This is a genomic window from Verrucomicrobiota bacterium JB022 (assembly GCA_030673845.1).
Taxonomy (GTDB): Bacteria; Verrucomicrobiota; Verrucomicrobiia; order Opitutales; family Oceanipulchritudinaceae; genus WOUP01.
Genome location: JAUTCQ010000009.1, coordinates 106,938 through 121,008, shown reverse-complemented (window position 1 = coordinate 121,008; position 14,071 = coordinate 106,938). Strand labels below are relative to the sequence as shown.

The 14,071-nt window shown below is 63.0% G+C and carries 12 protein-coding genes; 9 read left to right on the top strand and 3 right to left on the bottom strand.

What is annotated here, in order from left to right; all coding sequences use genetic code 11:
* Positions 1-4: 4 nt before the first annotated feature.
* The 8 genes from flhA (at position 5) to Q7P63_05870 (ending at position 8,840) form a co-directional block, all read left to right on the top strand.
* Positions 5-2,158: a flagellar biosynthesis protein FlhA gene (flhA, locus tag Q7P63_05905; protein MDP0499617.1), complete on the top strand. Its 2,154-nt coding sequence runs from the start codon at positions 5-7 to the stop codon at positions 2,156-2,158.
* Positions 2,158-3,339, top strand: coding sequence for a hypothetical protein (locus Q7P63_05900; protein ID MDP0499616.1), 1,182 nt, complete (start codon positions 2,158-2,160; stop codon positions 3,337-3,339). Before flhA ends, Q7P63_05900 begins: the two co-directional genes overlap by 1 nt.
* 20 nt (positions 3,340-3,359) lie before the next feature.
* Positions 3,360-3,602, top strand: a complete 243-nt coding sequence (locus Q7P63_05895) for a hypothetical protein (protein ID MDP0499615.1) — start codon at positions 3,360-3,362, stop codon at positions 3,600-3,602.
* Positions 3,603-3,663: 61 nt separating this feature from the next.
* On the top strand, positions 3,664-4,446 hold the full coding sequence (locus Q7P63_05890; GenBank protein ID MDP0499614.1) for a FliA/WhiG family RNA polymerase sigma factor: 783 nt from the start codon (positions 3,664-3,666) through the stop codon (positions 4,444-4,446).
* Positions 4,447-4,455: 9 nt separating this feature from the next.
* A complete protein-coding gene (locus Q7P63_05885; protein ID MDP0499613.1) occupies positions 4,456-5,310 on the top strand; it encodes a MotA/TolQ/ExbB proton channel family protein in 855 nt (284 codons plus the stop codon).
* A 12-nt stretch (positions 5,311-5,322) separates the two neighbouring features.
* On the top strand, positions 5,323-6,030 hold the full coding sequence (locus Q7P63_05880) for a flagellar motor protein MotB (protein MDP0499612.1): 708 nt from the start codon (positions 5,323-5,325) through the stop codon (positions 6,028-6,030).
* Positions 6,031-6,049: 19 nt separating this feature from the next.
* Complete coding sequence (locus Q7P63_05875; protein MDP0499611.1) at positions 6,050-6,301, top strand: hypothetical protein; 252 nt, start codon at positions 6,050-6,052, stop codon at positions 6,299-6,301.
* A gap of 148 nt (positions 6,302-6,449) precedes the next feature.
* Complete coding sequence (locus tag Q7P63_05870; GenBank protein ID MDP0499610.1) at positions 6,450-8,840, top strand: ATP-binding protein; 2,391 nt, start codon at positions 6,450-6,452, stop codon at positions 8,838-8,840.
* A gap of 72 nt (positions 8,841-8,912) precedes the next feature.
* On the opposite strand, the gene Q7P63_05865 is transcribed toward Q7P63_05870, so the two are convergent.
* Positions 8,913-10,301, bottom strand: coding sequence for a sigma-54 dependent transcriptional regulator (locus Q7P63_05865; protein ID MDP0499609.1), 1,389 nt, complete (start codon positions 10,299-10,301; stop codon positions 8,913-8,915).
* Positions 10,298-11,473: a hybrid sensor histidine kinase/response regulator gene (locus Q7P63_05860; protein MDP0499608.1), complete on the bottom strand. Its 1,176-nt coding sequence runs from the start codon at positions 11,471-11,473 to the stop codon at positions 10,298-10,300. Before Q7P63_05860 ends, Q7P63_05865 begins: the two co-directional genes overlap by 4 nt.
* A gap of 226 nt (positions 11,474-11,699) precedes the next feature.
* Between Q7P63_05860 and Q7P63_05855 the strand changes: the two genes are divergently transcribed.
* Entirely contained in the window at positions 11,700-12,821 is a 1,122-nt protein-coding gene (locus Q7P63_05855; protein MDP0499607.1) for a DegT/DnrJ/EryC1/StrS family aminotransferase, read from the top strand.
* Between the two features lie 42 nt (positions 12,822-12,863).
* Here Q7P63_05855 and Q7P63_05850 read toward each other — a convergent pair whose 3' ends face one another.
* Positions 12,864-14,000: a glycosyltransferase gene (locus Q7P63_05850; protein ID MDP0499606.1), complete on the bottom strand. Its 1,137-nt coding sequence runs from the start codon at positions 13,998-14,000 to the stop codon at positions 12,864-12,866.
* Between the last annotated feature and the right edge of the window lie 71 nt (positions 14,001-14,071).

Below are 14,071 nucleotides of genomic sequence, written 5' to 3'. Positions count from 1 at the left end.
CCCGATGCTAGCACCCGGCGGAGGCCGCATGGGCAAGCTCGCTAAAAACGCCGACCTGGCCTTTACCTTCGGCCTGCTCGGCGTCGTGTCGCTGCTCATCATGCCGGTGCCTCCGGCCGTGATGGACCTTTTCCTCGCGCTCAGCATCGGCATCTCGCTGCTGACGCTGATGATGGTCGTCTACGTCAAGGACCCGCCTGAGTTTAACGTCTTCCCGACGCTGCTCCTGGCGGTGACGCTCTTCCGCCTCGGCCTCAACATCGCCACCACGCGCCTGATCCTGATCGAAGGCTACGCCGGCCAAGTAATCGAGTCGTTCGGCAGCTTTGTGGTGCAGGGCAACTTCGTCGTCGGCGCGGTCATCTTCCTCATCCTGGTGATCATCAACTTCGTGGTCATCACCAAGGGTGCGGGCCGTATCGCCGAAGTCACCGCACGCTTCACCCTCGATGCGATGCCGGGCAAGCAGATGGCCATCGATGCCGAGCTCAACTCCGGCCTCATCGACGAGCCGACCGCCCGCAAGCGGCGCCAGGCCATCATGAAGGAGAGCGACTTCTACGGCGCGATGGACGGGGCGAGCAAGTTCGTGCGCGGCGACGCCGTGGCGGGCATCCTCATCACCATGGTCAACGTGGTGGGCGGCATCGCGATCGGCGTGATGCAAAAGGGCCTCAGCCTCACCGACGCGCTCCAGAAATACACGCTCCTTTCGATTGGCGACGGTCTCGTCTCGCAAATCCCTGCGCTGATCACCTCCGTCGCCGCCGGTATCCTCGTCACCCGCTCGTCGGACAACGACAACCTGGGCACCCACATGGGACGCCAGTTGACGACTTACCCGCGCGCGCTCGGCATCTCGGGCATCATGCTGCTGATCTTTGCCGTGCTGCCCGGCCTGCCATTCCTGCCCTTTGCGATCCTCGGGGGCGGCCTCGTCTTCTTCTCCCGCTTCCTCTCCAAGCAAGGTGCCGATTTTTGGGGCCAGAAGGAAGATGACAGCCCTACTGCTGTCGGCGCGCCCGGCAAGCCTGGCCAACCCGCCTTGCCTGGGGCGACCGAAGGGGAAATCGGCGAGGCCAAGACCGAAGAAAAATCGTTTTCCGAGCTGATTTCGACCGACCCCGTGAGCGTCGAGCTGGGCTACAACCTGCTGGCGATGGCGCAAAAAAGCAAAGGCGGCAACCTGCTGGAGCGCGTCACCGGCATCCGCAAAGGCATTGCCAGCGAGTTGGGCGTAATCCTGCCCACCGTAGCCGTGCGCGACAACCTGGAGCTGGAGGCCAATGCCTACCGCCTGCTCATCCGTGGCCGCGTCGTGGGGCAGGGTACCTTGATGCCCAACCGCTGGATGGCCATGAACGTCGGCGGCGAACCCGTCGAGCTGCGCGGTGTGCCCACCATCGAGCCCGCCTTTGGCCTCGAAGCCGTCTGGGTAACGGAGGACGAACGCCGCAACGCCGAAGTGCAAGGTTACACCGTGGTCGACAGCGAATCGGTGCTCATCACGCACCTGTCGGAAATCCTCAAGGGCCACGCACACCTGCTGATCGAGCGTGAAGACGTACAGCGACTGGTGGAGGAAGTCCGTGGCCGCAACCCGACCCTCGTCAACGAGCTGCTGCCCGATCTCGTGAGCATCGGCCTCATCCAGCGCGTGTTGCAAAACCTGCTCTCGGAGAAGATTCCGATCCGCAACCTCCCGGTCATCCTCGAAACGATTGCCGACTTTGCGCCCGCCACCAAGAACCCGGACGACTTGTCCGAGCAGGTGCGCCGCCGCTTGGGCCGCTACTTCATCGCCCAATACGAGCTGGAGGGGCACCGCATGTTTGCCATCACGCTCGACCCGATGCTGGAGCAGCAACTCCTCCCGCGGGTCAAGCGCACGCAGTTTGAAGTGGGCCTCGCGATGGATCCGAACCTGACCGACCACATCCTCAAGACCCTCGGGCCGAAGGTCGACCAGATGGTGGAGCAGGGCATGGTGCCCGTATTGCTGACGACGGCCGAATTGCGGCTGGCCTTCCGCCGTTTCTTTGAGCCAAGCTTCCCCCAGCTACATGTGCTTGCCTATCAGGAGCTCCCCAACGAGACCCAGGTCGAAGCCGTGGGCTACATCCCCGCACCGCTTTCCGCTCAACCGCATAACGCCTGATGTCTGCCACCGACGCCCAGTATCCTGAGATCGCCCCCGGAATCGTGCCGGGGCAGAAATACCGTTTTACGGTCAAGAGCGCACAAGAAGCCGTCGAAGTCATCCGCGAGCGCATGGGCAGCAAAGCCCGCGTGTTGGAGGTCAACCAAGTGGGCGGGCAGGGGCTCTCGCGCTTCATTTCGTCGCCCAAGCTCGAGATCATCGCGCAGGTGCCGGAAGAGGTCCTGACACCGCCCGAAGCCCCCGTCGCACCCGAGCCGGCCACTCCGCCGGCTGCCGCTGCAACGGCTCCTGCCCCGACTGAAGCCGCTCCTGCGCCTGCCCCCGTGCGCCGCACCGGCGCCGAAGCCCTCAGCGCCTACCGCTCGGCTTCGCGCAAGGAAACGCTCGACGAAGAGCTGCACCGCCCGCCGGTCGAGTCTGGCCGCGGCCTTGTGCCCGTCCTGCGCCGCCTCGGCTTCGATCAGGCGCTGCTCAGCGTCTTCGAAGGCCGGGAAGACTGGGACCGCATCAGCCAACTGCCGCTGCGTCGGGGCCTGCTGGAGTTCACCTCGCTCTTGCGCGACATCTTCATGGCCCGCCCGCAGGCTCCGCTCGGCTCCCGCATCGCCTTCCTCGGCAGCCCAGGTTGCGGCAAGACGACCGCCCTTTGCAAACGCCTGACCCAGGACGTGATCTTTGCGCAAGAGCAGCCCCGCGTCGTCAAGCTGGAGAACGACCAGCCCAACGCCGGCGACGCGCTCCACACCTTCTGCGAAGTCATGGGCGTCAATTTCCGCCGCGAGCCGGTGACGGCGCCCGACCTGCAGCACAAGCTCGGCCGCGTCTACCTCGACACCCCGGGCCTGACGCTCAACGACCACGAGCCCTGGCAGGAGATGGTCGCCCGCCTGGAGCGCCTCGACGTGCGCACCCGCGTGCTGGTGGTCAACGCCGCCTACGATGCCGAGCTGATCAAGGATCAACTGGCCGAGGCTCGCCACTACGGCGCCACGCACTGGGTGCTCAGCCACCTCGATGAAGTCCGCTCGCCTGCCCGCCTCTGGCGCCCGCTGCTGGCATCGGAGCTAACGCCCTTTTTCATCACCCACAGCCAGAGCGTGCTCGATGCGATCCGCGAAGACGTCTTCGCCTGCCTGCTGGAGCGCACCTTCCCGCCCGCGCTGTTGGAGCAGTCCTGAACCGCTAATACCTAACCAAAATGCGCCTCATTCCTGTAAAATCCAGCATGCTGGTTGGTGGCTTTCTCGGCTTTTCCATCGCCTTCATGGCCAACCTGGCGCTTAACAACGGGCCCATGCGCGCCCTGCTGGACGGCTCAATTGGCTGCCTCGTGGGCGGAATCATCGTTCGTGTGATCGTGCACTCCCTCAATGTCAGCATCGCGGAAAGTGCGATGCGTGAGGAACAAAGCCGCCAGGGAGAGGGAAAAGAATCGGTATAAAGGATGTAGTTTATGCCGATAATAGGGTTGTCCGCTTTTACCCTCAATCTACTTAACGCTGATGAGCGCCCAGAATACCTCCACCAGTCCCTCGACCGCCGCCGGGGTGTATAACGCCTCCGGGACGCTTGTGCACTCTACGTCGGAGCTGGCTGAAAGGTATTTGCCGCTGGTAAAGTCGATCGTGGGCAAGATGAGGATGCACCTGCCGCCCTCGCTGGAAATGGCCGACGTCTATAGCATCGGCGTTTCCGGTCTGATGCAGGCGCTGCACCACTACGACCCCAAAAAAGGAACGGCCTTCGGTGCCTATGCCTCGTTGCGCATCCGCGGGGCCATTCTGGACGAGCTGCGCCGCCTCGACTGGTTGCCGCGCAAGATGCGCAGCCAGGCCAAGCAGCTCAACATCGTCAAAGACCAGCTAACGCAAGAGCTGGGGCGCGAACCGAAGGACGAAGAACTGGCGGAAGCCCTCGGCCTGCCGGTGGCCGACCTCCAGTTGCTGGAAGAGCAAGTCCAGCCGATCACGCTCGTTAATCTGGACCAGCTTTTTGGCGAAGGGGGGCAAGACAGCCAACGCGGCTCTCTCCATGAGGCGATCGAAGACCGCACGCAGTCCAACGCGCGCGACCGCATGGAAGATGTGGAGACGGTGGAGCTGATCCGCGAAGGCATCAAGCAACTGCCCGACATCCAGCGCAAGATCCTCGCGATGTATTACTTCGAAGACATGCGCCTGGCCGAAATCGCCGCCGCCTTCGAGCTCTCCGAGTCTCGCATCAGCCAGATCCACTCCAAGGCCATTTCCAAACTGCGCTCGATCATCCAGCGCATGGACCGCTAGTCCCGCGTCATGTTCATCATCATCGGCTTTGTCATCGTCTTTATTTCCGCCATGGGGGGCTTTATCCTCGCAGGCGGCAACCCGGCGGTATTGGTCCACGTCTCCGAGTTCGTCGTCATCGGCGGTATCAGCCTCGGGATCCTGATCATTTCGACACCGATCAATGTGCTCAAGCACCTGATGGCGGACCTGCTGGGCTCGTTCAAGGGCTCGCCGCTGACCCAGGCCGAGGTAGACGACCTCTTCAAGATGCTCTACGAGCTCTTCATGCTGGGCCGCCGCAACGGCCTGCTCGCACTCGACGAGCATATGTCCGACCCGGCCAGCAGCAGCCTTTTCAGCAAGTACCCCTCGTTTACCAAAGATCACAAGCGGCTGGAGTTCCTCGTGAATTCGCTGCGCCCGATCATCGACGGCAAGATCAAGCCCGAGCAGCTCACCTCCATAATGGAGAAGGAAGTGGAGGCGATGGAGGAAGAATCTCACCACGTGACCGGCGTGCTCCTGCTGGTGGGCGACTCGTTGCCCGGCGTCGGCATCGTCGCTGCGGTGCTCGGCATCATCAATACGATGACGGCCATCTCCGAAGGCCCCGACGCGGTGGGCCACAAGGTGGCGGCGGCCTTGACGGGCACCTTCCTCGGCATTTTCGCAGCCTATGGGTTCGTGAACCCCATGGCCAAAAACCTCGAATTTCGTAACACGACCCGACTGTCCTACTTCAAGGCGATGATGAACGCCGTCATCGGCTTCACGCGCGGCCTGTCGCCGATCATGGCCCTCGAGATCGCCCGCCGGGGCCTCCCGGAAGAGCTCATGATCGAAGCCGAGCGCCTCGAAGAAATGATGAAGGACCTGGGTTAACCCGTACGCACGATGGCTGGCAAAGGAGGAGGAGCATGGAAGGTGGCCTACGCGGACTTTGTGACCGCGTTGATGGCGCTGTTCATGGTGCTGTGGATCATGTCGCAAGACAACGAGATCCTCGTCGCAACCTCGCGGTACTTCCAGAATCCCTTCAATTCCCCGCTGGAGCGCTCTTCCGGCATGCTCGACGATGGCGATGCCTCGGTCGTTTCCCAGCCGCACAGCCAGGAGATCATGTCGTCGATGGTAGACATGTCGCTGCTGCACGATATGGCGCGCGAATTTTATCGCATGCTCGACCTGCAGAACGAAGACGAAGATCCCATCTTGATCAGGATCACAGACAACGGCCTCAACGTCACGATCTTCGACCGCCCGCAGCGTCCGCTCTTCAAGCCCGGAACGGCAGAATTTACCCCCTGGGGCGATCTGGTGATGCGCAACCTTGCCTGGCTGATGGACAGCTACGTGCTGCAAGTCCGCATCGACGCCTTTGCGGCTCGCTCCAACGCGATCCCCGACCCCGACTACACGCTTTTCGAACTCACGGCCGATCGCGCGAATTCCACTCGACGAGCCCTGGTCTACTACGCCTTGCCGCCCTCACGCGTCGACGAGGTGAGCGGCCATGCCGACCGGGACCCGCTGGGGGCCTACGCGCCAGACGACCCCTCGCAAGACCGGATCGAGTTGAGCCTCGCCATCCCGCGCCGATAACGTCATCCTTTTATCCGCCATGGAAGATTTTCTCTCCAACCGCCAGCGCATCGAGTGGGGCAACCAGCCACCCGCAGGTGCTCGCCCCGCCAAGCCGGCGGCGGGCCAGTCTCTGCCGACGCTCAAAGGGCAGCAGCGGCAAGTCGTTTGCGAAGCCGAAGGAGCCCGGCCCAAGGTCGAAACCATCGCCGAAGACGGGATCATCAAACATGTGGTCATCACCTGCAGCGACGGGCAGCGCATCGAATTGCGTTGCGTCTACGATCGCTGAGCCCGACACTCTTTTTCGGGTGAGGTAGTGGTTAGACCCTAAACCTGCAGTGCAGGATACCGATTCTGTAGAAGAAATGTCTGCATCCATCACGGCAAATTTGTGTCAACATCTGGGGATAGGCGATCCGCCCGCCGTCCAGTGCTGGATGCGACTTGCCGCACAGGCCCTGGAAACAACGGGCGCACGATGGGTGGGGATCGTCCACCGTTGCCAGCGCGATGGCGGGCTCCGCTGGGTCGCACGGGCCGATGAGGCACACCCTCAAGGCTGCCAGCCCGAGGCGGATGCCTGCCCGCTGCAAATTGAGCCCGGCTGGTTCCAGCTCCCGATTCTTCTGCCCCAAGGGGTATGGGGCCACGTTGTCGTGCCGCATTTACCCGCGCCCGAGGTGGCGCTGCGTTGGCAGGAAACCCTCGCCCCCACCATCTGGGCGCTTTCGCAGCGCCTGGCCAGCGTGCAGCCGCCGGCGCTCGATCACGAAGTGCTCCGGCAGTTGCAGCAAGACCTCGATTGCCAGGCCGACGAGATTCGCCCGTCGAGCGCGTTCTGGACCTCCGCCGAAGCCCTCCTGCAGTGCGAAGGCGCCGTGCTCTTTTACCAGGACAGCGAGGAAATCCACGGGCAAACGCCCGATGCCGCCCAGCGCGAAGAGCTGCTAGGCCTCCTGCGCGCCCAGGTGCAAGGCCTTGAGCCCGTGCTGTGGCCCGCGCACCCGCCGCTTCAGGCATGGTCTGGCACAGAGGCGTGGTCGATGGCGGTGATCCCCTTTGAAACCGAAGACGGCTCGTTCTTCGTCTTTTTCCGCCGTGGCCTGCGCGAGTGGAGCCACTACGAGCGGATGTGTGCGGGCGGCCTGCAGCGGGTGATCCTCGAAGCTCTCCAGCGGCGCAACCGGGCCCAAAAGCGCATTTTCTGGGATTCCACCCAGCGCATGGTGGAAGAGCTGCGCCAGCTCTCCGTCGTCGCCTCGCGCACCACCTGCGGCGTCTTTATTGCCGACCGCCAAGGCGCGCTCAACTGGGCCAACGAAGCCCTGCTGGGCATGGTCGAAGCCACCCTCGAAGAGCTGGTAGGCAAAGCGCCCACCCACATCCTCAGCGACGCGGGCGACCTCTTTCGCAACTCCAGCCGCTCACTGGGCCGTCGCCAGCACGAATGTCGCCTCCGCAGCAAATTCGGCAGCAACGACCTCTGGGTGACCGTAGAAGTGACGCCGATCAGCGGACGCGAAGGCCACCACGGCTACATCGGCATCATCACCGACGTGACCGATCTCAAGGCGGTGCAGGCCGAGCTGAGCACCAAAAATTCCAAGCTGGAAGACGCCAACGCCGAGCTGCGCGTCTCCCTCGAACGCGCTCAGGAGCTCCAGCGCCTGGCCGACCAGGCCGCGCAGGCCAAGACCGATTTCCTCGCGGTGATGAGCCACGAGATCCGCACGCCGCTCAACGGCATCTCCGGCATGGCCTCGCTCCTGCAAGGCAGCGGCATGGACAAGGAGCAGCAGGAGTGCGTGAGCATCATCCAGAGCTGCAGCCAGACGCTGACCGAGATCATCACCAACATCCTCGATTTCATCAAGCTGGAGAGCGGTCGCGGCTTTTTCCACGAAAGCGCTTTCGGGCTCGACGAGCTGGTGCGGGGCGCGCTGCAAACGGTCGAGGCGCAGGTCCGCCAGAAGCACCTGACCCTCGCCGCTGCGATCGACCCGGCGCTGCCCCCCGTCTTCTGCGGCGACATCGTGCGCCTCAAGCAAGTGATCGTCAACCTGCTGGGCAATGCGGTGAAGTTTACCGAGCAAGGCGAAATCCGCCTCAAGGTGACTGGCAAGCAGACCGAAGGCAGCATCTACCGCCTCCGCCTCACCGTGCGCGACACCGGCATCGGGATCGACCCGGGCAAGCGCGACCAACTCTTCCAGGTCTTCAGCCAGCTCGACAGCTCCACCACGCGCCGTTACGGCGGCACCGGGCTCGGGCTCGCCATTTGCAAGCGCATTGTCGACGCCATGGGCGGCGAAATCGGCCTCAACCCCCATTACCGCCGCGGCTCCGAATTTTATGTAGAGCTGGACCTCGCGAGCCAGGAGCTGGGCGATGCACGCGTCGGCAGCCGCATGCAGATCATGCCCGAGGCCGATTTCCGGCAGTCGCTCTCCGTGCTGGTGGTCGACGACGACCGCATCAACCAACGCGTCGCCTGCCAGATCCTCAAGCGCTACAACCTGACGGCAGACGTGGCCGATTGCGGCGAAGACGCCTTGCAGCTCGCCACCCAGCGCGACTACGACCTGATTTTTATGGACGTGCAGATGCCGGGCCTCGACGGGATCGAGACATCTCGCCGCATTCGCCGCCGGCAGGGGCACCAGCCCTGGATCATCGCCCTTACGGCCAACGCACTGGGCAACCTTCGCGCCGAGGCGGAAGCCGCCGGCCTGGACGATTTCCTGACCAAGCCGATCTACGCGAGCCATCTGCTGGAAGCGCTGCGCAAATACCAGGCGGCATCCGAAGCCCCTGCCACCCTGGCCTGAGGGTGCTAGGTAGCAGCGCCTCTCCGGCTTGCAGTGCCGGCGGAGGGAGGGCGATTCGACAGAACAGGGCGCTTACTGGTTGCCGATACCAGCGCGCTTGAGCTTGTTGTAGATACTCTTTTCGCTGATGCCGAGCATACGCGCGGCCTGCGCCTTGTTACCGTCGCACATCTCGATCGTGTGGGCGATGGCCAGCACCTCCAGCTCGCGCAGCGTCCGACCGACAAAGGGGATCGACATGTTTTGCTTGGGCGCGGCGGGTCGTGCGGGTCCTTCGGACTGGCGAATCTCGGCCGGCAGCTCCTGCAGGGCAATCGGCGCCACGCTGTCGTGAAAAGTGGCCAGTCGCTCCATCATGTTTTCCAGCTCGCGCACATTGCCGGGCCAGTCGTAGCGCAAGACGGCATCGGCGGCCTCCGCCGTAAAGTAGGAGGCGAAGGGCTCCTTGCGCCCGTAGCAACGGTTGAGGAAGCGCTCGGCCAAGCCGGGCAGGTCTTCCTTGCGCTGGCGCAGGGCAGGAACCTCGATCGGCAGCACGTTGACGCGGTAATACAGGTCTTCGCGGAAGTTGCCCGCTCGCACCTGCTCCCGGAGGTCGCGGTTGGTGGCGGCGATGATCCGCAGGTCGACATTGACGGGCTGGCTGCCGCCCACGCGGTAAAAGAAGCGGTCCTGAAGGAAATTCAGCAGCTTGGCCTGCAAGTCGAGCGGCAATTCGCCCAGCTCATCGAGGAACAAAGTGCCGCCGTTGGCCAGCTCGGCCTTGCCGATACGCTTGCTCACTGCCCCCGAGAACGCGCCCTTTTCGTGCCCGAACAGCTCCGATTCGATCAAATCGCGCGGGATGGCGGGGCAGCTGACGGTAATGATGGGGGCCGCAGCGCGATTGCTCTGGCTGTGGATATAGCGTGCCATCACGCCCTTGCCGGTGCCGCTCTCGCCGGTCAGGAGCACCGTATGGTCGCTGCGGGCGATCTTCGGCACCTTGGCGAGGATGCCCTTCATTTCCGTGCTCACCGCCACCAGGTCGGGGCTGCCCGTATAGCCGCCCACGCTCTCCTTCAGCTCCTTGTTCTCTTTCTTGAGCCGGAAGAGCTGTTGGGCCTGCCGTACCGTGTGCAGCAGCTGGGCCGGGTCGAAAGGCTTGGTCAGGTACTCCATCGCACCCTCCTTCAGGGCACTGACGGCGACGCGCGCTTCGTTGACGGAAGTCAGCAGGATCACCTCCGTCTGCGGGAAGTGCTGTTTGATCTGGCGGAGCAGTTCGAGGCCGCTCATGCCCGGCATGTGCAGATCGGTCAACACCACCTCGACTTCCGGCGTCATGGCCGCAAAGAGCTCGTCACCCGTCTCAAAACTGCGGGCGGCGATATTTCCGCTGCGCAGCTGGAAGTCGATCAACAAGCGGGCCTGCGTGTCGTCTTCGGCAAAAAAAAGGGTGGGGGAAGACGCGGCAGTCATGGCTGGGGTAGGCGTTCGACAGGCTTCAGCAAAAAGTAGAAACGGGTGCCTCGCCCGGGGGACTCGACGCCCACTTCGCCACCCAGCTTCTCGACGATGCGTTTGACGATGGAGAGCCCGAGGCCGTGCCCCTGGGCGCGGGTGCGGTCCAGTCGCTCAAACGGGCGGAAAAGACGCTCACATTGCTCGGGGCTGAGGCCGTTGCCATTGTCCTCGACCGCGTAATAAATGCCTTCGGGCCGCGTTTCTGCCACGATCCGCACGCGCGGAGGCTGCCCGGCATACTTCAGGGCGTTGCCAAGGAAGTTGGCCCAAACCTCCTCCAGCCAAGGGCCGTAGCCGAGGCAGGCGGACCAAGCTGTAGGCAGCTCGAACTCGACCTGTGCGGCGTCGATTTCCTGCTTCATGCGCTGGCAGGTTTGCTCAAAGATCGTCTGCATATCCACCGGCTCCAACGGTGCATCTTCCTGCCGTACACTGGCCAGCAGGAGCAACTCGTCGATGATGTTCCCCAGGCGGAGGGTGGACTTGTGGACCAGACGGGAAAATTCTTCCACCTTCTCGGTGGGCAGTCGACCGGCGTCGGCGGCGAGCAACTGCGAGAAGCCGGCGATGTTGTTCAGCGGCCCCTTCAGGTCGTGCGCCACCGTGTGGGCGTAGGCGTCGAGGTCGGAAATCGCGCGGTTCTTGGCTGCCACTTCGTTTTGCAGATCCTTCTGCAGTTGGCGCAAGGTCAGGTGGGTGCGCACCCGGGCCAGCACCTCTTCCGCGTTTAACGGTTTGGTGATGTAGTCGACGGCGCCCAGTTCGAAGCCTTTGACCTTGTTGGTCGTCTGGCCCAGCGCCGTCATGAAGATCACCGGGATCTCACGCGTGGCCGGGTCGGCCTTCAACTCTTTGCAGAGCTCGAAGCCGCTGAGCCCGGGCATCAACACATCGAGCAAGATAATGTCGACGCCCTTGGCCGCCTGCAGTGCTTCTTCTGCTCGCTCGCAAATGCGCACGCCATAGTTGAAGAAACACAGATAGCCCTCCAGCAAGGTGAGATTGGCAGGGGCATCGTCTACGATCAAAACGGTTGCCAACGGCTGTTTGGGCTCGCTGGGGCGTTGTTCTCCGGTGGGTGACGCCGTTGGGGCCGGGGAGACAGTCTTTTCCGCTAGGGTGGGCATGGGTCGGCCAGGATCGGTCAGAAAGGGAGGATGGATTCCATACACGTCTCCGTCAGGATCAACGGATCGCAACTATCTTAGAATCGACGTAATCTTTCGCCGCTTTATCGGTTAACCTAAAGGTTTTTTTGCGAAACGAGCAGGAAAACTTGCGCGGCTCGCTAAACCCGAGGCGGCGCGAGTCGATTTATACCCGTGTGAAACGGGAGACAAAGAAGGTCTTACCATGTCCACTTCCGAACCTGTCTACGTCACCAAACCCTTTCTCCCGCCCCGCGAAGCTTTCGAGCGCTATCTGCCGGGCATCTGGGAGCGTCAGTATCTGACCAACCAAGGTCCGCTGGCGGCAGAGTTTGAGAAAGGCCTCGCCGAATACCTCCAGGTGCCGCACCTGCGCTGGGTGGCCAACGGCACGCTCGCCCTCCAACTCGCCCTGCGCGCCCTCGGCGTAAAAGGGGAGGTGATCACGACGCCCTTTACGCACATCGCGACGACTTCGGCCATCGTGGCGGAAGGCTGCACCCCGCGCTATGCGGAAGTCGACCCCGAGACCTACAACCTCGACCCCGCTGCGGTCGAAGCTGCCATCACGCCGCAGACGCAGGCCATCCTTGCGACCCACGTCTTTGGCAACCCCTGCGACATTGAGGCACTGAGCGAGATTGCCCGTCGCCACAGCCTCAAGCTCATCTTCGACGCCGCCCACTGCTTCGGTGTGCAATGGCAGGGCGAATCGGTCCTCAATTTTGGCGATGCTGCCGTGCTGAGCCTCCATGCGACCAAGCTCTTTCACTCGACCGAGGGTGGGGCCGTCGTGGTGCGCGATGCAGAGACGGCCCACCAGCTCGACCTACACCGCAACTTTGGCATCCACCAGGGCGACCAGACCGACGTGATCGGCTTCAACGCCAAGAACAGTGAGCTGCACGCCGCCATGGGCCTTGCGAATCTGCCTTTTGCCGACGAGATTCTGCAGCGCCGCCGTGAGCTATGCGAACGCTACCGCGCGCTTCTGGCCGGCGTGGAAGGCGTGCAATACCAGCGCCTGATGGAGGCCGAAGGCTACAACCACGCTTACTTCCCGGTCGTGCTGCCGAGCGAAGCTGCAGTGGAGGAAGTCATGTCGCGCCTCGGTCGCCGCTTCATCTACCCCCGCCGCTACTTCTCGCCCTCACTTTCCGAGCAATATCCGCAATATTGCGCCCATGCCTGCCCGATCTCGGAGAGCCTGGCGCACCGGATCATCTGCCTGCCGCTTTACCATACGCTCGAAGACGCGATCCAGGTGACGATCACCGAAGAACTGGCGCAAGCCCTCGGTGCCCGCACGGGCGACGCGGTGGCGTAAGGCTGAATTTCGCGATGGCTACGCGATGGCGCGCCTGGGGAGCTAGCCCCGGCGCGCCTTTTGCATTTGCTGCCGGTAGGCGCGCTGCAGGCGCCCAAACATCTCCGGCGTGAGGCTGAAGATCGCCTCCAACAGCTGCGGATCTTCGGGCAGGTGCTGGATGAAGGCCAGCAGGGCCAGCTCGTCTTGCCCCGCGATCAGCTTCTCCTTGATCTCGTGCAACTTGAAACCGCGGAAGTAGCCCGATTCGTTTTTCCAGAGCTGTTGCACTTCCGGCACCTTGCTTTGCTGGATGCGTTGCTTGTGGGCCGCATAGAGCTTGCCCGGTTCGAATTGCGCCTGCTGCTCGGCCGGGAGGTGTTGCCGGTTGGCGGCGATCAACAAGTCGGCATACAGCTCGCCCAGTGCGCGCTCGCCGGGGTTGCGCTTTTCGATCAGGTCGCGGTGCTTTTGCAGGATGCGCAGCTCGGAGCGGATGTGCTTGGCATCGCCTGCGCTGCTTTGGCTGTAGCTCGTCGAGTGGCGGCGGTAAAACACCATCGGCTCGCGCGGGTCGGTGCTGGCGATCTTGAGGTGGGCGGCCACCATCAGCTTCTCCTCGTAGTCCCAGCCGCTTTCGAGGCTCAAGTCGGGCATAAAGTGGACGCGCTTGAACTCCTTCAGGTAGCCGAGGTGGTTGCGGAACATGTTCGGGGTATTCGAGAACAGGTTGCGCATCAATACGGGCATGAAGATGTCGCCCGCCGGCATGCTCTTCAGCATTGGGTTGTGGAAGTAGCTGGTGATCTTGCCCTGCTCGTCCACGACCGCCGTGTTGGAGTAGGCGACCTGCGCGCCGGTCGCCTCCATGGCCGCCCACTCGCGCTCCAGCTTTTGCGGGTGCCAGTAGTCGTCTCCGTCGATCCAGCAAAACAGCTCGCGGTTGGGGAACTGGCGGGCAAAGGCACCGATCTCGCGCGGGCCGATATTTTGAGGCGGGCGCTGGGGCTCCACGACGCCCGGGTAGCGGGCGGCGTATTCCTGGATGATCTCCCACGACTCATCGGGCGAATGATCGTCGACCACCACCACCTGCGAAGGGCGGAGCGTCTGGCCCAGGATGCTGTCGAGGCACTGCCGCAGATAGGGGGCAAACCGGTAGGAAATGACGAGAACGGAGATTTCGGGGTGCGAGGGCATGGGCTAAACCAAAGGAAAGAAGGCTTTGCAATTGCTGATTGTGCCAACTCTAGTTTTATCTTGAGCGATGG